The sequence below is a fragment of the Paracoccus rhizosphaerae genome (genome assembly GCF_026162645.1).
Classification (GTDB): domain Bacteria; phylum Pseudomonadota; class Alphaproteobacteria; order Rhodobacterales; family Rhodobacteraceae; genus Paracoccus; species Paracoccus rhizosphaerae.
Map to the genome: position 1 here is coordinate 20412 of NZ_JAOTBE010000008.1, position 19676 is coordinate 40087.

The following is a 19676-nucleotide window of genomic DNA, read 5'->3' on the forward strand; positions in this document are numbered from 1 at the left end:
GCTCTGCTTCACTTCTGTCATGCGCTGATTGACCTCCAATCACACAGTTGCCAATCTGCTTTGGCGATTGGTGCGGGAGATAGCAGAGCATGAGCCCTCATGACGGCGCCGGTCGCGATAACCGTCCAGACCACAACACACACCGCTCGCTGCGGCAACTTGTGGCCGTGGAGGCATGGTTCAGCCGCTCAGAGGTGGATGCAAACAGATATACCCTGCACGCCAACGTGACCTTCGATGAGGAAAGATTGGGGGGAGGCGAGGGATCAAACGTCCTGTTCAAGCTGTCCGTGAAGAAGTGCGAGGTTGTCTTTCTGACGCCCTCAAGCGGCTATTTCTATGTCGTTCCTTCAAGCGTTCGTACCCCGAGGCCTCTCAATCCACATGCAGTCCAGACCAGTGATACAACCACGAGGAAATTGGGCGCCGGCCTTGGGCTTTCGTTTTCTGGCACAACGCCAGCAGTATCGGGAAATATCGAAGCGTTAGGGAGTCGAGAGGTAAACAAGACAATCATCTCAAACCAGGAGGTGAGCCCCTACCATGAACTGAGCAAGCGTTCCTATGATGGGCACAGATCTTGGAGCTTGGACGGAAGATCGTTACCCAAGCGGAGACTTTGGGGGCCTGTTTGGGACGCCCATAACGAACCTCGTCTTACCATTATCGACCGGCGGCCCGACATCGTCATCCAGAAGGATGCTGACATGGGGTTTCCGCCATTTTCGCGAATTGAGGTCCGATGCCTGCGCGAGGATATCGATATCTACGATATCGAGTTCAAAGGTGAGGAAGAGCAAAATCGGATCTTCAAGAGGCCAGGGCAGCAAGCGAGAGTTAAAGCAGCAGAGGCCTACCTGAAGCAGCAGATACTTCTTGAAGGGCTGCGGGTGGGCGAAATGAGTGATCGATATTCGGAGTTGACGATCTGTGATGCAACGATCCCCATCGCTGACGCAAGCGATCTCGACGGCTGAGGCGCTGCTGCGAGCTGATACGGATGACCTGCGGCAACTGGCTGCGATAGCGGGCCAAGACCCGGCCGCCATGTATCTAGGCGCCGACCTGACAGGTGTTGATCTCAGATCGCAAGACATCTCGTTTCTGGTAGGTCTCGGAACAAACTTCGAAGGAGCTATACTGACGGATGAGCAGAGACGGCAGCTTCGTCGCGGCTCAGTAGAGGAGCGCAAACAAGAGACCCGCAAGTCCATCCGGGATCTGCGTGTGGATATGGTTCTTCGCTTCATCGAACGTCATAGGGATGCTGATCTGGCGCCGTATCAGCGCGAGGGACAGGCCAGCATACCCCATGATTGGGATCTAGATATTCCATTCGAGGCGTTGCTGCAGGAGGTTCTTCTCAACCCAATCCTCATGTCTACCAGTCCCAACCCGAACGATCAGTGCGGCAGTGATTACATGAGTGCGGCGCTAATTCGGCTCAGTCAGTACCTGTCTTATGAATCGGAGCTGTTTTTTAAGGAGCTGTTTCAACTATTCGGGGATTTGCGGTGCCCAGTCGACGATGCGGTCATCGACATCCTTAAGAACAACTACCTTCGTCAATTGCAGTCTAAACTTGGCAATTTGATTGCTATGATGAGGCCTACGAGGAACCTCGATGTTTGGTGGGTTCTCGATCAAAATGGCTTTGCGGCCATGATTGCGGCTGCCGCTGAGCTTTCTCGCTATCGAGAGGTCCATGCAACCGCCATCGAAGCCTTTGCAACCGAAGTCGCCGATCCGAAGCTTTCGCTGCAAATGTTGACGGAGACTCGATACGAACTTGATGCCGACCAGGCCGAACGCATTGCGTACGCGATTACGTCGAAAAACTGGCCTGCGTCCATGACAGCCGATGTTCTCGATGCCAAGGTTCCGCGACCGCTGGCGATCTCGATTTTTCGCCAGTTGCTTGCCCAGGGTAATGGACCTCGTGTCTCAGAAGTCATTCTGTGGCTAGATCGATCGAAGTGGTCTCTCGGCGGCCTCTCTCTTGAAAATGCAGTCGCCAACATCGACAACTTCGATGCGATATACAATCTCGCGAAGATGCTCGCGCCCAATGTGAAGGGTAATCAAATAGGCGTCTTGAGATCACGCTTGTCGCAACTAGCGCGCACGGATGTAGAGCAAGCGAAGCTCAGCAGGTTTCGGCAGGAGTATATGTAGGCGAGTGCCGCCCAGTGTGGGGCAACTGCTTCGATTATGATACTTATCGTCTGTAGACTCATAGTCATCTGCCCGGCTTTGTCGCGTTATGCCGGTGGTAGAAAAGTTTGGAAGAAATGTGAGAGCGGCCAGACATGCTGCTGGTTTTTCACAAGAAGAGCTCGCACATCGCAGTGGGCTCCACAGGACATACATTGGTGGCATTGAGCGCGGGGAGCGCAATCCCTCCCTCGAGAACATCGTAGCTTTGGCCATTGGCCTTGGATGCTCTGCTCCAGACCTGCGGATGAAGTGCCAAAGCTGGTGCAGGACTCACGATATTTGCTGGCGTCTTGAAGCCGTCCAGAGACGATTTGGAAAGGTGATAGAGAATGGGATTTGATTGCGTTTCATGCGGACGAGACAGCTACCTCGGCGGGGGGTGTCCCTGCTGCGGAGGTGCGACCGTGCCAAGCGAAGATGGATCGAAGAAGGGTGAACAGTCGGGCGAAATCGGCCTGGGGGCTTTGTTCATCTGGACCACGGCCCTTGGTCTGCTGATGCAGGTTTCGGCCCTGTTCCTCGAATAAACAGGGCGTCCCCCTTCGGGTCGCGTCCCCGGTTCCGGCCGGCAAGCCGGCCTTCACCCGAGCTGGTCAGGGCGATGCTCCCGGCTGCGGCGCGCGGATGCCTGTCTCGTCCCGAGCCAGTCCTTCGCCCGCCGGTCCTGGTCGCCCTGCCCTGTCCATCTCGTCCCTTCGGGCGGGACCGCTGACGCGGGCCGTGAGCCCGGTTGTCCAGCCTCGCGCCAGAACGACCTTGGGAGTGGAGGCGGGAGGCCGAAGCAGGCTGTAAGCGAGACCACAGGGATCGAGCGTCAGCCTGTGGTCAACCGGGCGGGCAGTTGCAGGCTGCCGGTGATGCCCAGAGATAGCTGCCTTCCCGTCTGACTGCTGCGGCAGGAAGAAGACACGGGAGAGGCCCGCGCGCGGCGCGGGCCACGATGATCCATTTGCCGTTCCGGGGGATCGACGGGCTGTCGCCCGCTCACCCCCGTCCGCAGCCTTTTTGTTTTCCTGTCCGCCACGCATCCCCGCCCGAGCCGGTCAAGGGGCAAGCGCCGCCCGTTGGGCGTCGTCGTCCAGGCGGGCCGTGTCCTCGCCCGTTGCCGGGCTGCGGGCCGCACCACCCCGCCTTCCCGACCCCGTGACAGTCTCGGCCGGGGCCACGGGCAGGGCTGCGCCCTCCCCGCTCTGCTTTCCGAAAGGCATGGGCCTTTCGAGACAGCAGATCAGGAAGGCTCGCCCATCGGCGGAACGGGCAGAAGACCCGGCCGCCCCGTCGCCAAAGGAGAGCCACACATGGCACATCTCAATGCTGCCCCGGCAGACACGAACAACCCCGCCGAGCAGGCCCGCGACCAGATGCTGCGGATGATGATCGCGGAGCAGAACGATGCTTTCCGTCGCGCCCTGGGCTTCGCGGCCCTGTGGCGCGGCCAGCATCTGAAAGGCCGCACCGTCGCCACGCCGGGTTTCCTCGCCATTCCCGAGCGCACCCAAGCCGCGCTGATGAACGCGGTGATCACCTTCACGGACTGGACCGAGGACAATGACCCTTACGGGGATCATTCCTTCGGCCGCGTCGAGGCGCATGGCGTGGCGATCTTCTGGAAGATCGACCTTTACGACACCGCCTATCACTTCGGGGCGGAAACCCCGTCCGACCCTGAACAGACGCGCCGTGTTCTGACGCTCTACCTGCCGTCCGAACACTGACCCCGCAATCGGCCTGCTGTGTCTCCGTCAGCAGGCCGACCCTTCCCGCACCGTCAGCCTGAAAGGGGGTGAACTCATGAGCAGAGAAACCTTGCAGCGCCGTCTCGCAGAAGCGTGGGCGCTTGTCAGGAAGGGCGACAACTTCGGTATCGGCCGCCGCTTCCTGATCCAGCATGGCGCACTTTGAAAGCCCGCCCTGCCCCCACGGCCATGAGGGCAGGGCATCCATAACAAAAAACCATCCGTCGCAAAAGGACCATTCCCATGAAACCCGAAACCATCGCCCCGGCCTCCATCCAGTATTTTCCGCTGGCGCAACTCTATCTGTCCGACCTGAACCCGCGTCAGGACGCCGACCCGGAAGGGATCGACCTGCTGGCCGACAGCCTTGCCATGATCGGCCTGATCCAGAACCTGTCCGGCATCCTCGATGGAGAGGGCCGCGTAGGTATCGTCGCGGGAGGCCGCAGGCTGCGGGCCATCGCCCGCGCCGTCGAGCGTGACGCCACCGTCACCGAACGCCACCCGGAACTGGCCTCCATCCCGGTTCGCATCGCGCCCGACGAGGCCACCGCCCGCGCATGGGCCAGTGCCGAGAACGCGGCGCGGGAGGACTTGGCCCCCGCTGACGAAATCCGCGCCTATGGCCGGATGAAGGAGGCAGGCGCGGACGTGTCGGCCATTGCCCGCAGCTTTGGAAAGACCGAGGCCCATGTGTATCGCCGCCTTGCCTTGGCAGCCCTGCCCGCCCTCGTTCTGGACGCGCTGAAAGAGGGCGCGATCAGCCTTGGCATGGCGAAAGCCTTTACCGTGTCGCAGGACGAGGCATTGACCCTGACCATTCTGGCCGAGGTGAAGGGCCGCGACGTGTCGGAACACCGCATCAAGCAGGCGTTGCAGCCCGCCGCCGTCAGCGCCACCGACCGCCGCGCCCGCTTTGTCGGACTGGACGCCTACGAGGCCGCAGGCGGCAGCCTGACCCGCGACCTGTTCAGCGACACCGTGGCGCTGCACGATGCCGATCTGTTGCAGGACCTGTTCACCGAGCGCCTGAACGCCGAGGCCGGGAAGCTGGCCGCAGGCTGGAAGTGGGCCGAGGTCATGGCCGACGAATATGTCTCCTATTCCGTCACCGAGAAGCTGGCCCGCCTTTACCCGGTCGAGGGTGATCTGACGGAGGAACAGGCCGAGCGGTATGACGAACTGGCCGAACTGGCGAACGCCGACGCCTTGGACGAGGACGGGCAAGCCGAACTTGAGGCTCTGGACGCGATCATCAAGGGCGACTTCACCGACGCGCAACGCGCCGTGGCGGGCTACTATGTCTATGTCAGCCACAGCGGCACCGTGCAAATGAGCGGTCCGTGGGTGCGGACCGAGGACCGGGCCGCAGCCATCGAGGCCGAGGTCCTGACCGGCCATGCCGCCCATGCGGACGGCGGCGATGCCGCGCCCGCGCCAAAGTCGCCCTATTCCGGCGCACTGGTCGAGGACATGAAGGCGATCCGGCTGGCCGCGATCCAGACCGCCCTGCTGGACAAGCCGGACATGGTGTTCGACCTGCTGGCCTTCGGATTGTCGCTGGTCTCTGGCGTCAACACGAACGTCTTTGACCTGTCGCCGGGACGCCCCATGAACTGCCCGAGCAAGACGGACGGTCTGGAATGGTCTGACCGGCTGGCCCATCCCCCGGCAGGACATGAGGCATGGAGCCGCCCGGAGTTGCGGGTTGAGGATCTGGCGGCAGCCTTCCGCGACTTCACGGCGGCAGGCAAGAAGGCCCGCAATGCCGCACTGGTGGAAGGCATGGCCCGCACCCTGCCCTATGGCGCAGGCAATGCCGATTTCTTTGCGCTGATCGAGGCCGACAGCGGGGCCAGCATCCGCAAGGTCTGGACGCCAACCGCCGAGAACTTCTTCAACCGCGTCAGCGCCGACTATCTGGACAGCCTGCATCTGGACCTGACCGGCTGCGATCCCGAGTGCAACGGCTTCAAGGCCCACAAGGCGCAGAAGAAAGCAGAAAAGGCCCGCTGCATGGAACGGCTGTTCAGTGATGCCGAGTATCAGAAGGCATGGCGCCTCACAGCGGAGGCAAAGGCCCGGATCGACGCTTGGGTGCCGGATTGCTTCTGATCTGAAAACAGCCGGGGGCGCAGACGACAAAGACCCCGCCCCCGGATTACTCTAAAAAAACAGGGGAAGCAGGCACATGCCACAACAACCTAAAGATGAGCAAGCCTGGAACGCGGAACAGATCGACGCCTTGCGGGCCTATTGCGCCCAGCATGGCCGACGCTGGAAAAGCCGCCTTCTGGCCGAATGGCTATCCTCGACGGGCGGCGAAGGGCCGGAGCTTCGCCAGGTCCGCAACACCTTCGGCCCGTCCTGGCTGCTGAACTATCGCCTGCCCGACTGACATTCCCATTCCTTCAGCGACGAAGGTTCACTTGGCCCCGCCTCGTGCGGGGCTTCTTTTTTGCCGCTGCTGGCTCAGGTTTCCCCTGTCCTGTCACCGGCTGGCCGGCGCCAGGACAGGGGCGGCGCTCAGGCCGCGCCGGGCCGCCGCTGTGCGGCTTTTCATGCTTTTGGGAGCGGACGCGTGGGGAACTTGCGTTGCCAAGTTTCGATGAGAAAGAGCGCGGCAGTGCTTGCAGCATGGATTGACAGCCGAGCAATTCGTGCGTCAATGCGGGCATATCCCCTTTCGCGACCGTGCGCGTCGCCCCCGTGGGTGCGCAGCGATCCAACCCCCCCAATAACCGTGTTCAGGCCAGACAGAATTTGCCGCACATCATTGGCAATCAATGGGTCAATGTCGGTGCGGTCGGGAGACAGGCCAAGCGGTTGCTTCACAGCATTGTAGAGGCCCTGCACATCCTTCTTTGCAGGGAGAGGTTGCCCGAGTTCGAGGAGAATTGACCGGCATACGCTTTCGATCGTGCTACATGCGGCGGTTACAGCATCCTCGGGGTCGGTCTGGCTGCTGGCAAGGGCGCGGTCCAGATCCCGGCTCACCGTATCGAAGTCGATTACCTCTGATAGACCAGCAAGCTCTGCGAGAACAGGCACACCTTTGCCTGCTTCTAGAAGGCGTATCCGAGTGCCTTGCTGTTGCAGCTCAAAGCCGTCGAAGCGAAGGACGCGATTGAGATAGTCCAGCACGGCATTGTGACGTTCAGGCTCATGGATGAAGTCGCGAGGATCGGCGGCTGCTTCAATGATCCTTGTAAGGTGCGACGCTGCCTCAAAGCCGTTGTTGAGCCTGTTGAGACACTTCACAAGCGACGGGACGCGAGAACCCTCAACTGTAAAGGCGACGTTACAGCCCCGCATGAATTTTTCGATTTTCGGCCCACTGCGGTAGATGCCAACAGGAGGTGTCAGGTCATTGCCGCCACCCCCGCTGATGATCTCGGCAATAGCATCAATGCTTTGAGGCGATAGCGGAAACGGCATGGTTGCAAGTCGTCTTTTCGATGAAGCAGGTTAATGTTGCCATCATGTATGACGGTCATAACGGAAGAGCCCTTGGGAGCTTGTTCGGATTATGCCACATCAGTTTTAGAGAAATCATCGCCCTTGTAGAGCAAGGGCACATGAAAGGCTTTCGCGCAGGCATAGGACAAAGCATCGCCCATGTTGAGTTGCGCCGGATGCCCGACAACCTTTCCATAGACCGACAGCGCCCGGATCGCCTCGGCCCCCATGCTGCCCGTGATGTGCATTTCCTTGGCCTCAAGCGCCTTCAGCAGCTCATCGACAAGAGGCGTCGCGGCGGCAAAGTCCTCGGCTGTCGCCGGGCCTTTGCCGCGCCGCTCGACCCGCTTGCGCACAAGGGCAAGGGTCGCCTCCAAGCGCACAATGGGCGAATAGCGCAGGGTGCCTCGCGCGGCCTCCATCGCCTTCAGGAACGCAGGGCCATCCTCTTCCTGCAACAGCACGGCGGCGACAACGCTGGCGTCGAGAAACATCAGTCCTCGCCCCACTGTTCGTCCATGAACGCCTTGTCTGCCGCAATGTCGCTGCCGGTGGACACAAATCCCGCTTCCGCTGCCCGGCGCTGTATCCGCGCAACCCTGTCCGTCAGGGACTCCTTGGCAGCGAGAGCGTTCAACTGATCGGACAAGGCACGGCGAACAGCCTCCGTCTTGTTCGTCATGCCGGTGGCCGCAAGATACTGATCGACAAGCGTATCCACCGCAGGGTCTTTGATGTAGAGTGGCATGGTATATCCTCGCTTTGACATAAGTATATCCTTTGAGGATATATAGGCAACCTAAGATTGGATATACCATCGGGCGTCCCCCTTCGGGTCGCGTCCCCGGTTCCGGCCGCAGGCGGCCTCCACCCGAGCTGGTCAGGGCGATGCTCCCGGCTGCGGCGTGCGGATGCCTGTCTCGTCCCGAGCCAGTCCCTCGCCCGCCGGTCCTGGTCGCCCTGCCCTGCCCATCTCGTCCCTTCGGGTGGGACCGCTGACGCGGGCAGTTGGGTGACAGCTTTGCGGGACGAAGGGGCCGTTCAGAGGTCTGAATTCAACGGCCTCTTCAGATACCGACCTTTCGCTGATTTCTTAAGAATCTAGACAGTAAGTATGGCTCGGGTCTGCGAAGCCGCGGCCAAGCCTCCCCCATCGTTCGGCATTGTGATCGGCGACGGTTTGCTTCATATCAGCGGTTGCTGATACCTTATTCCTTCCAAGCATTGATGGCAGGCTATGAGTTCGAAGGATAACCAAGAACAGCGGCGCCGGAGCGGACGGCCGCTCATGATTTTGCCTATTCTTCTGTTTGGGTTGCTGGGCGTAGTCTTCTACTGGGGCCTCTGGAACAACGACGACCGGTTGCCCTCGACGCTGATCGGAAGACCAATCCCGGAATTCGCGCTCCCGCCCATCGAAGGGCGGCAGGACGGCCTAGCCTCGGCGAACCTGCTAGACCAGGTTTCTCTCGTCAACGTCTGGGCGTCGTGGTGCGTCCCCTGCCGCACGGAGAACCCGCTTCTCGTCGATCTTGCCGAAGCGGGCACCGTTCCGATCTACGGTATCAACTACAAGGACAATGCCGAGGAGGCGCTGGGTTTCCTCGAAGAGCTCGGCGATCCCTTCACCCGCATCGGCGCGGACCGATCAGGCCGCGTTGCGATAGACTGGGGCGTCTATGGAGTGCCGGAAACATACATAATCGACGCCGAGGGGCGCATTGCATACAAGCATGTCGGCCCCTTTGATCAGGCCTCGCTTGAGGAGGACATTCTGCCGGTCGTGCGCCGGTTGCAGGCTGAGAGCGACCCGTGAGGCGACGTGACGTCCTTGCCGGAGTCTTGGCGCTTGCGGCAAGCCCTGCCTCCGCCCGACCACCGATCCCTAATCACGGGACTCCGCGTGATCTCCTGTCGCCGCCTTTCGTGGATGGAGATGGACGGAATCTGACGCTGGCGGACTTCGAGGGACGTGTCGTGCTTCTGAACATTTGGGCGACCTGGTGCCCGCCTTGTCGCGAGGAGATGCCGACGCTCGACGCGCTGCAAGCGCGCCTCGGCGGATCGGATTTTCATGTTCTGCCGCTGTCGATCGATCGGGCCGGTCTCGAACCTGTGCGCCGCTTCTACCGAGAGACCGGCATTCGCAACCTCGATCTCTATATCGCGGAGGATACGCGCGCGATGCTGGCCTTGGCCGTGGTGGGCCTGCCGACAACGATTCTGATCGACCGCATTGGGCGCGAGCGCGGGCGCCTCGCAGGCCCGGCCGAATGGAACAGCCCCGAAGCCGTTGCGCAGATAAGCGCTCTTATTGACGAACGTAAGCAATAGGACATGGAAAAGCACGACGACCGCGCCAGCCGTTCCGCTCCGTGCGCACACGTGGTGGCGGTCTACCGATCAGTTTGGAGATGTGGATTTGATTGAACTTTCCGCTCTTGGACTAATGGCGGCATTGCTGGCCGGTGCCGTTTCCTTTCTGTCGCCCTGCGTGCTGCCGCTCGTGCCCGGCTACGTATCCTACGTTGCCGGACGTACGGTCACCGGCAGTGCAGCGCCTTCGAAGGGGCGGGCCGTCTGGCTCAGCTTCTGTTTCGTCCTTGGCTTCTCCACGATATTTATCGCGCTTGGGGCCTCTGCCACCGCGCTCGGTCAGGCGCTGCTGCAGTGGCGCTACGAACTCAACCTCGTCGGCGGCGCGATCGTGATCCTGTTCGGTCTGTTCATGATCGGGGCAGCGCGCCTGTCGGCCATGGAGCGCGACCTGCGTTTTCATCTCGACCTGCCGGGCGGGCAACCGGTCGCCTCCTACGTGCTCGGACTCGCCTTCGGTTTCGGCTGGACACCGTGCATCGGGCCGATCCTCGGCGCCATCCTAACCGCCAGCGCGACAAGCGCGACGATTGGCGAGGGCGTCGCATTGCTTGCCTTCTACTCGGCCGGCCTTGGGATCCCGTTTCTAGTCGTCGCGGGGTTCACCGACAGTATTGCCGGCAGGCTGCGCGGCATCGGTCGTTGGGGTCGCCGCCTGCATCAGGCTGCGGGCGGCGTCATGATCCTGATGGGTTTGGCGATGATGACCGGGCGGTTGAGCGCACTGGCCTACTGGCTGCTGGACACCTTCCCTGTCCTTGCGCGGATCGGGTGAACAGATGCGACTGTACGAGAAACATATCCTCCCTCGGCTGACGCATCTGGCGATGGGCCAGGATCAACTTCTTCCCTACCGGCGCCGCGCCGCCTCCGGGCTGCATGGACGTGTGCTGGAGATCGGGATCGGCTCGGGCCTGAACCTTGCGCTCTACCCCGAGGCCGTGCGTCAGATCATCGGTGTTGACCCGTCGCCCGAACTCCTCTCTCGGGCCGCGCAAACCTCCCATGGCCTGATGCCCGCGGCCGAGATGATCGAGGGCGTGGCCGAAGCATTGCCGCTCGAAGATCGCAGCGTCGATTGCGTCGTCGCCACCTGGACACTCTGCAGCGTTTCGGAACCGGAGAAGGCTCTCGCCGAGATCCGGCGCGTTCTCAAGCCGGATGGCGTCTTCCGCTTCGTCGAGCATGGCCTGGCGCCCGGACCCCGTATCCGGCGCTGGCAACGCTGGCTGACGCCTGTCTGGAAACACTGCGCCGGGAACTGCCATCTTGACCGCCCGACGGCCGACTTGATCGAGACAAGCGGCTTCCGCATGGAGCGGCTCAACACCGGTTACGCGACAGGTCCGAAGCCCTTGGTTTTCATGTATGAGGGACAAGCTCGCCTCTACTGAGGAAGCTTGGAAACAGGACAATCTCGGCTTTCGATCCGTGGCGCAACTGATGGCAAGGTAGCCAATTCTCGCCTCGAACTTTCGCCGAAAATTTTGCGGTGATGAGGTGTTATGAGCAGTCATCAAGATAACCGGCAGGCCAATCTGACGCGCGGCATCCGGGTCGAGATCGCCAGCCTCGTCTACAACATCATCGAGGTCGTCGTATCCGTCACCGTGGGACTTCTGACCGGCAGCGCAGCGCTGGTGAGTTGGGGCCTCGACAGTACGGTCGAGGCCACCTCGGCTGCGACTCTGATCTGGCGCTTGAAGAGTGAGGTGGACGGTGCCGACAAGCGCACGGTCCTGCACCGCAAGAAGGTCGCGCTCTACGTGGTTGCCTGTGCCTTCTGGATCGTCGTCGCGGCGATCCTCTACGAGGCGGTCTCCGCCTTCATTTCGCAGAAGGCGCCGGGCTTCAACTGGTGGGGTATCGCGATTCTGGGTGCTTCGCTCGTGGCCAACCCGTTCCTCGCCTGGGGCAAGTATCGCTACGGCAAGCGGCTCGATGCGCCCGCCCTGAAGTACGATGCCAAGGACACCATGATCTGCCAGTATCAGACGATCGTGGTGTTGGCCGGGATCGGTCTGACGCAATGGATGGGCTGGTGGTGGGCCGACCCGGTGGCGGCGCTTCTGATCGTGCCCTACGTTGCATGGGAGGCGTTCGAGGCCACGAAGGGTGCGCGGTCGGTCGATCCGGACGAGGGCGAAGCTACTGCCGAGGCCTGACGTTACGCATGATGAACCGAGATTTGGGCATGGGCGGCAGTTCTCCGGTTTCCAGATCCAGATCCTGATCCGGCACTTCGTAGTCGATGGCGTTCACGAAGAAACTGCAAAACGCCTTCATCTGGCTGATCGCGATCCACTCGCCCGGACAACGGTGGTTCCTGTGGTGATCGCCACCGCCCTGCGGAATGAACTCGTAGGGAGTGACCTCCCGATCGTGAAACCGCTCGGGCCGGAACTCTTGCGGCGCGTCCCACGAACGAGCGTCGGTATTCGTGCCGTAGAGGTCGAGCAGAACCCTGTACCCTTTGGGAAAGCGATATCCGCGCCACTCGAAATCGCTCTTCACCCGTGCCGCAACCGCGGGAAAGAACGGATACAGACGGCGGACCTCTTGCACGAAAGGTTCGAGCTGTCCCTCGTCGTCCTTCAGCTTTTGCCGCCACTCGGGATGCCGATGTAAAGCATGCGCCGCCTGAACTATGAACACGGATACCGCGACGGTCGGGCGCAGGACATTCAACAGCTCTACGGCGGCCACCCTGGGGGTCAACAACTCCCCATCGAGATCGCGCCATGTCGCGATGATATGAAGGGCACTTTCCTGCGTCGGCTGAAGCTCACCATCGCGGACCTGTTGGATTAGCCGTGCTGCCCATTTTTCCAGGCGGTGGCGCGCCAGACGCGCGCGCCAGTGTTTGGGGCCAAGGGCCCCGGCGTCCTGAAAAAGCGCTGTAAGCTGCGCCGTTCGGGTCGCCACCTCAGCTTCATTAAGCGGCACCCCGGCCCAGGCGCAGGCAGCTCTTGTGAGCATTTCGCGCACTTCGTCATAGAGGACGACCTCGTTCCTCGCCTCCCAGTCCGGCGCATAGTTGTCCAACATGTGAAGCGACGTGCCCTTAAGCGCGGCGATCCGCTCGGTCCCCATGAGTGACATGAACATCTTCTTGCGGTGCTGGTGGGCAGCGCCGTCCAATCCCTGAACGCCGCCTTCTCCCAGCAGGGACTTCTGTATGCGGCCTGGCATCGAGCCTGCGCGGATCAGCCGGTCTTCCCGATAGAAGGCTTCTGCCGCCGCCGCGCCGGTCATGCAGATCGTCTCTTGAAGGAGGATGCGGGTTTCGAACAGGTCTGTGTCGAGTGCGCGGCAGGTCTCCGAAATGAACCCATATGGGTTGCGCAGCAGGGCAAGTGTGCTGTCAAAGCCTTTCGCAGATGGTATGCCGAACATGGGTTACACCCCCGTTGTGTTTTCCTTGCGTTGACCCTGACCAGGCTTGTCCGTCGCAGAGCGGAAGCTGTCCCAGAACAGCAGGGCCGCACCGCAGAAAATCGCCACATCCGCAAGATTGAAGGACGGCCAGTGGTATGTTCCGTAATGGAAATCCAGAAAATCCGGGACGGCCTGATAACGCAGCCGGTCGAGGACATTGCCGAGCGCGCCGCCGATGATCAGACCGAGAGCGGCAGCCGTCAGCCTGTCCGGCGCGCGCCACAACCAGATCAGCAGCCATGCCACGATCACGCCAGCAAGCGCGATGAGACCCCACCAAGGCACGATCCCGCCCAGCATACCGAAGCTGACTCCATCGTTCAGAACCCGCACGAGATTGAGAAAGGGTAGAACCTCGACGCCGCGCTCAAGCGCCGGTGTGTTCAGCGCAAGCGCCTTGGTACCCTGATCGAGGCCGAACGCCGCGATCGCGCAGAGCCCGCCCAGAACGCGGCTGTTCATGCCGCTGCCTTCAGATCGGCCCGCGCATCGCGGATGATTGCCCAAGACGAGTGCAGGAATAGCCCGGCGATACCGAAGGCAACGATAAGGTCGGGCCACGCGCTGCCCAGCCACGCCACGAGACCGGCGGCGATGACGACCGCCGCATTGCCGATAGCGTCGTTGCGCGAGAACAGCCAGACAGCCCGCATGTTCGCGTCGCCCTTGCGGAACGGCAGCAGCGGCAGAACGGAGACGACGTTCACGACAAGGGCGATCATACCGAGCAGGCCCATGAGACCTGCATCCGGCGTCGTCTGTTCGAAGACCCGGACGATGGTCGTGCCGAGGACGCCAAGACCGAGGAGCCCGAGGAAGATGCCCTGGATCAGAGCCGACCGTGCCCGCCAAGCGAGGCTCCAGCCGATGGCCAGCAGGCCGAGGAAGGTGATCGCGCCATCGCCGATGAAATCGAGCGCATCGGCCTTCACGGCCTGCGATCCGGAAATGAAACCGCCGATCATTTCGAGGACCCCGTATCCCACGTTCAGGATCACGACGATCCAGAGGGCACGGCGGTAGGCCGGGTCCTGATGGGCAGGATTCGGCGGAATGTCTTCATCGCCCTCGATCCGGTCGAAGCCATAGCCGGTCACCGCGACTGCCTTTTCGATGTCCGGCAGGCGCACTTCGGGTGCAGTCAGTGTCATGATGTGCGTCGCGGCCGACACTTTCACATCGCCGGGCGCGACCCCGGCTGCCTGTGCCGCCCGCTCGATCTGCGCGGCATCCTTGGCGCAATCCATACCGGAAACCCGGTAACGGACGGGCGGGACATCTGCCGTCGATCCGGCATTTTCGGTGTTGGCCATGGTCGCGCTATTCCTGCTAGGATGAATCGAAGAACAACATATCAGCGAGGAGTGATATGGCGCAATTGGTCGATGACCGCAAGAGCGCAACCATCGAGCGACGGGCGAAGCTGTTCCGCGGCTTCGCGGACCCGAGCCGCCTGGCCATCCTCGGTGCACTTTGCAACGAGCCATTGGCCGTTCACGAGCTCGTCGAGCGGACGGAACTATCGCAACCCAACGTCTCCAACCATCTGAGGTGCCTGCTGGAGTGCGGGCTTGTCGCCAGCGATCGCGATGGGCGTTTCATCCGCTACCGTATCAGCAGCCCGCGCATCACGGTTCTTCTGAGCGATGTGGACGCACTTCTCGACGTGGTCGCAGTGGGTGTTGAGGCGTGTGACAATTATCGTGAGGCGTAAAAGGTCGCAGTTTGATCTGCCGGACAGCACCGCCATAGACGCGCCGCTTCTGACCGGCGCGGCCATCTTCGGCATGGGCTGGGGCCTAGGCGGCTTCTGTCCGGGACCCGCTTGGACATCGCTGTTGATTGGATCGTCAGGCATCCTCATTTTCCTGCCCGCCATGCTGGTCGGGATCGTCCTCGCCGGTTTCGCCAAATCATCTTCCTCATTCGCAAGCAAAGGAGCGTAAATGTGGCCGAACTGAACGAGCCCATCGTCCGCCAATCCGCATCGACTGGGCCGAACAGCCCCGATGTCTGGGGCATCTACGAGCCCGACACCGGGTCGATCCAATATATCTGCGCCGATCCCGCGACGAAGAAGGCCGCACTGATCGACGTGGTGCTGAACTTCGATCCGGCGCGTTTCGCGACCGATACGCGCAGCATGGAGCAGGTGCTGGGCCTTGTGGAGAAGCACGGCCTGACGGTGGAATGGGTACTCGATACGCATCCCCACGCCGATCATATGATGGCGTCGTCGCACCTCAAGAAACGGACCGGTGCTGCAAACGCCATCGGTGAAAAGGTCCGCGACATCGCCGAACTCTGGCGCGACTACTACAACACGCCGGACGCCTTCGACCCCCACCGCGACTTCGACCGCCTGTTCGCGGACGGGGATACCTTCCGCATCGGCGATCTGGACGTTCGGGTGATGCTGTCCCCGGGGCATACGCTTGGGTCGATCACCTATGTCTGCGGCGATGCGGCCTTCGTGCACGACACGCTGATGCAGCCCGACAGCGGCACGTCCCGTGCCGATTTTCCCGGTGGCACCACCGAGGATTTGTGGAACTCGATCCAGGTGATCCTGTCTCTGCCCAAGGATACGCGGCTTTTCGTCGGTCATGACTATGGGTCCGAGGATCGCGACAGGCCGGAATGGGAAGCCTCAGTTGCCACCCACAAAGCCAAGAATGTCCATGTCAAGGACGGCACCGACAAGGCCGACTACATCCAGACCCGCGAGGATCGGGATGCCACACTGGACCTGCCGGACCGGATGCTCGCAGCACTTCAGGTCAACCTGCGTGCGGGGCAATTGCCCGAAGCCGAAAGCAACGGTGCGCACTACCTGAAAATGCCCGTCAACAAGTTCTGAAAGGAGAAAGGATCGTGAACAAGTCCATGAAAGACCTCGTCGCGGACGCAAGATCGCGCGTCGATGGAATCGCTCCCGCTGACGCGCACAGAGCGATGGCGCAGGGAGATGTCATCCTCGACGTGCGTGAAACGGCAGAGCTGAAGAGCGACGGCGCAATCGAAGGCGCGATCCACATCCCGCGCGGGTTGGTCGAAGCACAGGCCGATCCCGAGACCGGCAAGGCGAACGAGGCTTTGGCCGCGAAACGCGATGGCACGGGCCGTGTTCACGTTCTCTGTGCGTCCGGCGCACGCGCGGCCCTTGCCGCCGACAGCCTGCGCCAGATGGGCTATGACACCGCTGTAATCGAAGGGGGTCTGGCGGGCTGGAAAGACGCGGGTCTCCCGCTTCGGGCCTAACACCGGTGCGAGCGCTATCGCGATATTTGCTCGGCCTCGGTTGGGACGATGCAACCCTTCCAATGACGGAGTATCACTGTGAGACGCCGAAAGTTCCTTAGCCTAGCCGCAGCCTCCCTCGCAACCCCAGCACTTAATATCAGCCGGGCATGGGCCGCCGAACCCGGCGCGCCTTTGCCGATACCGGAGGTTATGGAGATCGGCCCCGGCGCAGGCAACACACTCGATGCGATACGCGGAACACGCGAGTTCACCGGAGGCGCGACGTCGGAGACCTGGGGCTACTCCCAGGATTACCTCGGACCGCTGCTGCGGTTCCGGCGCGGGCGCACCGCAAACATAAGTGTCATGAACCGTCTCGATGAACCGATCACTGCTCACTGGCACGGCATGCACGTGCCGGGCTATCTCGACGGTGGGCCGCAACTTGCTTTCGGCCCGGGCGAGACCTGGGCGCCGGAATTACCGGTCGATCACCCGGCGGCAACGCTGTTTTATCACAGCCATGTTCACGGGCGAACAGGCCCGCAGGTATATCGCGGGTTGGCGGGCATGATTGTCATCGACGACCCCGAGATCGACGATCCACTGCCGCACGACTATGGCGTGAACGATTTTCCACTCATCGTGCAGGATCGACGCTTCGATCGGTCAGGCCGCATGACCTATAGTCTTGGCATGATGGATCGGATGCATGGGTTCCAGGGGGACCAGATCCTCGTCAACGGTGTGATCCGTCCCAAGCTTACAGTTCCGGCGGGTCTGGTACGCCTGCGTATCCTGAACGCGTCGAATGCGCGCGCGTATGATTTCCGTTTCACCGACGGCAGGCAATTCCACCAGGTCGCGAGTGACGGCGGCCTTCTGGCCCGCCCTCTTGCCATGGCCAGCCTGCAACTCGACGGTGCCGAACGGGCCGAGATCGTGGTCGAATTCTCGGACCGGTCACCTGTTTCTCTTGTCTCGCGCGACATCGGGATGAATGGCGTGATGAACGGGGGCATGATGGGTGACAGGGGCGGCTCCATGATGATGGGCGATAGAGGCATGATGGGCGACCGCGGCATGATGGGGATGGATGGAAACAGTGGTGCGCCGCTCGAGATCATGTCGTTTGATGTAGGCGAAGCTGCGCCCGCCGGCCCCACCCGCCTGCCCACCTCGCTGCCTTCGGATGCGCCCGCACTCGGCGATCCGGTCCGCAGGCGCAATTTCACCCTCAACATGCACACCGGGGGCATGATGCGCGGCGGCATGATGGGTGGCGGCGGCCAGACGATGGGGATCAACGGTGCACCTTACGTCATGGATCGCATTGATGAGACCGTCCGCGCAGGCGAAACCGAGCTTTGGCGCATTAATGCCGACATGATGATGCGGCACACCTTCCACGTTCACGGGACTTCCTTTCGGGTCGTGAGTCAGAACGGGCGGCCGGTCGACTCGGCGCAGATCGGTTGGAAAGATGTTGTCCGTGTGCAGGGTCCGACCGAAATCTTGCTGAGGTTCGACAAGCTGGCTTCGGAAGAGACACCATTCATGTATCACTGCCACATCCTCGAACACGAGGATGCGGGCATGATGGGGCAGTTTACGGTCACATAACAGGACCCCACCCGCTCGACACCGGGCGTCGTCAAGAGCTTACGTCTTCTTGCGGCGTTCTATCAGGTGCCGGTGTCGCCTTGTTGAAACGCATTACGGAGTATGTCTAGACCCGAACGGAGAACACCTCGCTAAGCTGCGGGTCCGCCGAAGCGGCCGTTCAGTCGCTCGGCAGCATTCGTCAAAAAGGGCTCTTTGCGTCGCGTGACAGGCGCGTCCAGCTCGCCGCCATGCGAGGCCCGCCTGTAGAGCGGCGGCAGGCTGGAAAGCTTCACCCTCAAGAAGAAGACACGGGAGAGGCCCGCGCGCGGCGCGAGCCGAGATGATCCATTTGCCGTTCCGGGGGATCGACGGGCTATCGCCCGCTCACCCCCGTCCGCAGCCTTTTTGTTTTCCTGTCCGCCACGCATCCCCGCCCGAGCCGGTCAAGGGGCAAGCGCCGCCCGTTGGGCGTCGTCGTCCAGGCGGGCCGTGTCCTCGCCCGTTGCCGGGCTGCGGGCCGCACCACCCCGCCTTCCCGACCCCGTGACAGTCTCGGCCGGGGCCACGGGCAGGGCTGCGCCCTCCCCGCTCTGCTTTCCGAAAGGCATGGGCCTTTCGAGACAGCAGATCAGGAAGGCTCGCCCATCGGCGGAACGGGCAGAAGACCCGGCCGCCCCGTCGCCAAAGGAGAGCCACACATGGCGCTTTTCGAGATTGTCACCATGACCGACGACAGCGGCATGAGCCGCGTCGTGACCGATGACCTTGCCGCATGGGTCGAGAACATGGGGACCGAGATCACCGGGACCGAGACCCGCACCCGCCTGCGGCCCGAATTGCAGGGCCAGCCCAAGATCGCGGGCTTTGTCGGTCCCTGCTGGGGCGGCCTGTCGCAGACCGGCGAACCCATCATCCGCTACGAAGATCGCGGCACCTATGCCGCCTTGAGCCAGTAAGGAGGCGGCGATGACCTATTTTTCCGTGGTCCAGATCGACATGCACCCGGCGCCCTATGTCGCCGCGACCGGCAGCGCCCGCAGCGCACAGATCCTGGCCCGCCTTGTGGCCGAGCGTTGCCCTGGCAACGTGTTCGGCATCCGCGACAGCGCCGACTTCAAGGGTCTGAGGAGCAACGGCTTCATCCGCGATTGCGCCCGATCCTTCGAGGTTCAGACCCTGGCCGCGCAGGAGTTGATGGCCGAAGCCGACGACAACCCCGACCAGCTTCTCAAGTGGCACGTCTATTTCTATGACACTGGTGCGGGCGAAAGCCGCTTCACCGTCAACGCCTATCTCGATCATGACAGGCGCGTCCGCGTCAAATGCGAGACCGACCCGACCCTCGTTGGCCGCGACGTGATCTATGGCGACGCGCCCACCCTTGAGACGCTTTATCTCATGCTCGATGCCTTCGCCGCCCGGCAGGAGGCGACCGCATGACATGGCGGATCATCGAGACAAGGGCGCATCCCTGCGCCCTTCCCCGCGCCCATGACACCGAAGCCCTGGCTTGGCGCTTCGCGCACCGCCACGGCCATGAGGTTTGGGAAGTAACCGACAACGGCCGGACCGCCTTCGAGCGTTTCCTTGGTCAAGGATGAC

26 protein-coding genes are annotated in these 19676 nt (G+C 62.0%); 20 read left to right on the forward strand and 6 right to left on the reverse strand.

What is annotated here, in order from left to right; all coding sequences use genetic code 11:
- Window positions 1–89 precede the first annotated feature (89 nt).
- The 7 genes from OC184_RS05015 to OC184_RS05045 all read left to right on the forward strand — a co-directional run bounded on the left by OC184_RS05015 (window position 90) and on the right by OC184_RS05045 (window position 6351).
- Window positions 90–977 carry a hypothetical protein gene (locus OC184_RS05015; protein ID WP_265506097.1) on the forward strand — a complete coding sequence of 296 codons (888 nt, stop codon included), beginning with the start codon at window positions 90–92 and terminating at the stop codon, window positions 975–977.
- Window positions 934–2175, forward strand: a complete 1242-nt coding sequence (locus OC184_RS05020) for a hypothetical protein (RefSeq protein WP_265506098.1) — start codon at window positions 934–936, stop codon at window positions 2173–2175. The genes OC184_RS05015 and OC184_RS05020 overlap by 44 nt, the downstream gene beginning before the upstream one ends.
- Before the next feature lie 88 nt (window positions 2176–2263).
- A complete protein-coding gene (locus OC184_RS20400) occupies window positions 2264–2557 on the forward strand; it encodes a helix-turn-helix domain-containing protein (RefSeq protein WP_322630178.1) in 294 nt (97 codons plus the stop codon).
- A 64-nt stretch (window positions 2558–2621) separates the two neighbouring features.
- Window positions 2622–2744, forward strand: coding sequence for a hypothetical protein (locus OC184_RS05030; RefSeq protein WP_265506099.1), 123 nt, complete (start codon window positions 2622–2624; stop codon window positions 2742–2744).
- Window positions 2745–3515: 771 nt separating this feature from the next.
- A complete protein-coding gene (locus OC184_RS05035) occupies window positions 3516–3932 on the forward strand; it encodes a DUF3768 domain-containing protein (RefSeq protein WP_265506100.1) in 417 nt (138 codons plus the stop codon).
- A gap of 264 nt (window positions 3933–4196) precedes the next feature.
- Complete coding sequence (locus OC184_RS05040; protein ID WP_265506101.1) at window positions 4197–6068, forward strand: ParB/RepB/Spo0J family partition protein; 1872 nt, start codon at window positions 4197–4199, stop codon at window positions 6066–6068.
- A 76-nt stretch (window positions 6069–6144) separates the two neighbouring features.
- Window positions 6145–6351, forward strand: a complete 207-nt coding sequence (locus OC184_RS05045) for a hypothetical protein (protein ID WP_265506102.1) — start codon at window positions 6145–6147, stop codon at window positions 6349–6351.
- Window positions 6352–6512: 161 nt separating this feature from the next.
- Here the strand turns inward: OC184_RS05045 and OC184_RS05050 are convergent, their stop codons facing one another.
- The 3 genes from OC184_RS05050 to OC184_RS05060 form a co-directional block, all read right to left on the reverse strand.
- On the reverse strand, window positions 6513–7391 hold the full coding sequence (locus OC184_RS05050; RefSeq protein WP_265506103.1) for an abortive infection family protein: 879 nt from the start codon (window positions 7389–7391) through the stop codon (window positions 6513–6515).
- Between the two features lie 89 nt (window positions 7392–7480).
- The gene (locus OC184_RS05055; protein WP_265506104.1) at window positions 7481–7906 is read right to left on the reverse strand and encodes a type II toxin-antitoxin system VapC family toxin; all 426 of its coding nucleotides are present in this window, start codon (window positions 7904–7906) and stop codon (window positions 7481–7483) included.
- On the reverse strand, window positions 7906–8160 hold the full coding sequence (locus OC184_RS05060) for a type II toxin-antitoxin system VapB family antitoxin (protein WP_265506105.1): 255 nt from the start codon (window positions 8158–8160) through the stop codon (window positions 7906–7908). The genes OC184_RS05055 and OC184_RS05060 overlap by 1 nt, the downstream gene beginning before the upstream one ends.
- A 489-nt stretch (window positions 8161–8649) precedes the next feature.
- Between OC184_RS05060 and OC184_RS05065 the strand changes: the two genes are divergently transcribed.
- The 5 genes from OC184_RS05065 to OC184_RS05085 all read left to right on the forward strand — a co-directional run bounded on the left by OC184_RS05065 (window position 8650) and on the right by OC184_RS05085 (window position 11953).
- Window positions 8650–9228: a DsbE family thiol:disulfide interchange protein gene (locus tag OC184_RS05065; RefSeq protein ID WP_236737094.1), complete on the forward strand. Its 579-nt coding sequence runs from the start codon at window positions 8650–8652 to the stop codon at window positions 9226–9228.
- A 110-nt stretch (window positions 9229–9338) separates the two neighbouring features.
- Window positions 9339–9746, forward strand: a complete 408-nt coding sequence (locus OC184_RS05070) for a TlpA disulfide reductase family protein (protein ID WP_312528960.1) — start codon at window positions 9339–9341, stop codon at window positions 9744–9746.
- Between the two features lie 115 nt (window positions 9747–9861).
- Window positions 9862–10563, forward strand: a complete 702-nt coding sequence (locus OC184_RS05075) for a cytochrome c biogenesis CcdA family protein (protein WP_369796074.1) — start codon at window positions 9862–9864, stop codon at window positions 10561–10563.
- Between the two features lie 4 nt (window positions 10564–10567).
- On the forward strand, window positions 10568–11182 hold the full coding sequence (locus tag OC184_RS05080; protein WP_265506106.1) for a class I SAM-dependent methyltransferase: 615 nt from the start codon (window positions 10568–10570) through the stop codon (window positions 11180–11182).
- Window positions 11183–11293: 111 nt separating this feature from the next.
- Window positions 11294–11953, forward strand: a complete 660-nt coding sequence (locus OC184_RS05085) for a cation diffusion facilitator family transporter (protein WP_265506107.1) — start codon at window positions 11294–11296, stop codon at window positions 11951–11953.
- Here OC184_RS05085 and OC184_RS05090 read toward each other — a convergent pair.
- The 3 genes from OC184_RS05090 to OC184_RS05100 are packed head-to-tail and all read right to left on the reverse strand — an operon-like array spanning window position 11937 to window position 14323.
- Window positions 11937–13184, reverse strand: coding sequence for a cytochrome P450 (locus OC184_RS05090; protein ID WP_067921147.1), 1248 nt, complete (start codon window positions 13182–13184; stop codon window positions 11937–11939). The genes OC184_RS05085 and OC184_RS05090 overlap by 17 nt on opposite strands.
- A gap of 3 nt (window positions 13185–13187) precedes the next feature.
- The gene (gene lspA, locus OC184_RS05095; RefSeq protein ID WP_265506108.1) at window positions 13188–13688 is read right to left on the reverse strand and encodes a signal peptidase II; all 501 of its coding nucleotides are present in this window, start codon (window positions 13686–13688) and stop codon (window positions 13188–13190) included.
- The gene (locus OC184_RS05100) at window positions 13685–14323 is read right to left on the reverse strand and encodes a cation transporter (protein WP_265506109.1); all 639 of its coding nucleotides are present in this window, start codon (window positions 14321–14323) and stop codon (window positions 13685–13687) included. Before OC184_RS05100 ends, lspA begins: the two co-directional genes overlap by 4 nt.
- A gap of 272 nt (window positions 14324–14595) precedes the next feature.
- Here OC184_RS05100 and OC184_RS05105 point away from each other — a divergent pair, with 272 nt between their 5' ends.
- From OC184_RS05105 to OC184_RS05135, 8 genes are all read left to right on the forward strand, one after another.
- The gene (locus OC184_RS05105) at window positions 14596–14940 is read left to right on the forward strand and encodes an ArsR/SmtB family transcription factor (protein WP_265506110.1); all 345 of its coding nucleotides are present in this window, start codon (window positions 14596–14598) and stop codon (window positions 14938–14940) included.
- Window positions 14873–15172 carry a DUF6691 family protein gene (locus OC184_RS20405; RefSeq protein ID WP_322630180.1) on the forward strand — a complete coding sequence of 100 codons (300 nt, stop codon included), beginning with the start codon at window positions 14873–14875 and terminating at the stop codon, window positions 15170–15172. Before OC184_RS05105 ends, OC184_RS20405 begins: the two co-directional genes overlap by 68 nt.
- A gap of 2 nt (window positions 15173–15174) precedes the next feature.
- Window positions 15175–16086: an MBL fold metallo-hydrolase gene (locus OC184_RS05110; protein WP_067921155.1), complete on the forward strand. Its 912-nt coding sequence runs from the start codon at window positions 15175–15177 to the stop codon at window positions 16084–16086.
- 14 nt (window positions 16087–16100) lie between these two features.
- The gene (locus OC184_RS05115; protein ID WP_201722141.1) at window positions 16101–16487 is read left to right on the forward strand and encodes a rhodanese-like domain-containing protein; all 387 of its coding nucleotides are present in this window, start codon (window positions 16101–16103) and stop codon (window positions 16485–16487) included.
- Window positions 16488–16679: 192 nt separating this feature from the next.
- Entirely contained in the window at window positions 16680–18092 is a 1413-nt protein-coding gene (locus OC184_RS05120; protein WP_265506111.1) for a multicopper oxidase family protein, read from the forward strand.
- 680 nt (window positions 18093–18772) lie between these two features.
- Window positions 18773–19030 carry a hypothetical protein gene (locus OC184_RS05125; protein ID WP_265506112.1) on the forward strand — a complete coding sequence of 86 codons (258 nt, stop codon included), beginning with the start codon at window positions 18773–18775 and terminating at the stop codon, window positions 19028–19030.
- A 10-nt stretch (window positions 19031–19040) separates the two neighbouring features.
- Window positions 19041–19514 carry a hypothetical protein gene (locus tag OC184_RS05130; RefSeq protein WP_265506113.1) on the forward strand — a complete coding sequence of 158 codons (474 nt, stop codon included), beginning with the start codon at window positions 19041–19043 and terminating at the stop codon, window positions 19512–19514.
- Window positions 19511–19675 carry a hypothetical protein gene (locus OC184_RS05135; protein ID WP_265506114.1) on the forward strand — a complete coding sequence of 55 codons (165 nt, stop codon included), beginning with the start codon at window positions 19511–19513 and terminating at the stop codon, window positions 19673–19675. The genes OC184_RS05130 and OC184_RS05135 overlap by 4 nt, the downstream gene beginning before the upstream one ends.
- The last annotated feature ends 1 nt before the right edge of the window (window position 19676 follow it).

What these genes read in the sequence shown, in the direction of transcription:
- OC184_RS05015 (WP_265506097.1), top strand. Translation starts at nt 90, where the DNA reads ATGAGCCCTCATGACGGCGCCGGTCGCGATAACCGTCCAGACCACAAC.
- OC184_RS05020 (WP_265506098.1), top strand. Translation starts at nt 934, where the DNA reads ATGCAACGATCCCCATCGCTGACGCAAGCGATCTCGACGGCTGAGGCG.
- OC184_RS20400 (WP_322630178.1), top strand. Translation starts at nt 2,264, where the DNA reads ATGCCGGTGGTAGAAAAGTTTGGAAGAAATGTGAGAGCGGCCAGACAT.
- OC184_RS05035 (WP_265506100.1), top strand. Translation starts at nt 3,516, where the DNA reads ATGGCACATCTCAATGCTGCCCCGGCAGACACGAACAACCCCGCCGAG.
- OC184_RS05040 (WP_265506101.1), top strand. Translation starts at nt 4,197, where the DNA reads ATGAAACCCGAAACCATCGCCCCGGCCTCCATCCAGTATTTTCCGCTG.
- OC184_RS05045 (WP_265506102.1), top strand. Translation starts at nt 6,145, where the DNA reads ATGCCACAACAACCTAAAGATGAGCAAGCCTGGAACGCGGAACAGATC.
- OC184_RS05050 (WP_265506103.1), bottom strand. Translation starts at nt 7,391, where the DNA reads ATGCCGTTTCCGCTATCGCCTCAAAGCATTGATGCTATTGCCGAGATC.
- OC184_RS05055 (WP_265506104.1), bottom strand. Translation starts at nt 7,906, where the DNA reads ATGTTTCTCGACGCCAGCGTTGTCGCCGCCGTGCTGTTGCAGGAAGAG.
- OC184_RS05060 (WP_265506105.1), bottom strand. Translation starts at nt 8,160, where the DNA reads ATGCCACTCTACATCAAAGACCCTGCGGTGGATACGCTTGTCGATCAG.
- OC184_RS05065 (WP_236737094.1), top strand. Translation starts at nt 8,650, where the DNA reads ATGAGTTCGAAGGATAACCAAGAACAGCGGCGCCGGAGCGGACGGCCG.
- OC184_RS05075 (WP_369796074.1), top strand. Translation starts at nt 9,862, where the DNA reads ATGGCGGCATTGCTGGCCGGTGCCGTTTCCTTTCTGTCGCCCTGCGTG.
- OC184_RS05080 (WP_265506106.1), top strand. Translation starts at nt 10,568, where the DNA reads ATGCGACTGTACGAGAAACATATCCTCCCTCGGCTGACGCATCTGGCG.
- OC184_RS05085 (WP_265506107.1), top strand. Translation starts at nt 11,294, where the DNA reads ATGAGCAGTCATCAAGATAACCGGCAGGCCAATCTGACGCGCGGCATC.
- OC184_RS05090 (WP_067921147.1), bottom strand. Translation starts at nt 13,184, where the DNA reads ATGTTCGGCATACCATCTGCGAAAGGCTTTGACAGCACACTTGCCCTG.
- lspA (WP_265506108.1), bottom strand. Translation starts at nt 13,688, where the DNA reads ATGAACAGCCGCGTTCTGGGCGGGCTCTGCGCGATCGCGGCGTTCGGC.
- OC184_RS05105 (WP_265506110.1), top strand. Translation starts at nt 14,596, where the DNA reads ATGGCGCAATTGGTCGATGACCGCAAGAGCGCAACCATCGAGCGACGG.
- OC184_RS20405 (WP_322630180.1), top strand. Translation starts at nt 14,873, where the DNA reads ATGTGGACGCACTTCTCGACGTGGTCGCAGTGGGTGTTGAGGCGTGTG.
- OC184_RS05120 (WP_265506111.1), top strand. Translation starts at nt 16,680, where the DNA reads ATGGAGATCGGCCCCGGCGCAGGCAACACACTCGATGCGATACGCGGA.
- OC184_RS05125 (WP_265506112.1), top strand. Translation starts at nt 18,773, where the DNA reads ATGGCGCTTTTCGAGATTGTCACCATGACCGACGACAGCGGCATGAGC.
- OC184_RS05130 (WP_265506113.1), top strand. Translation starts at nt 19,041, where the DNA reads ATGACCTATTTTTCCGTGGTCCAGATCGACATGCACCCGGCGCCCTAT.
- OC184_RS05135 (WP_265506114.1), top strand. Translation starts at nt 19,511, where the DNA reads ATGACATGGCGGATCATCGAGACAAGGGCGCATCCCTGCGCCCTTCCC.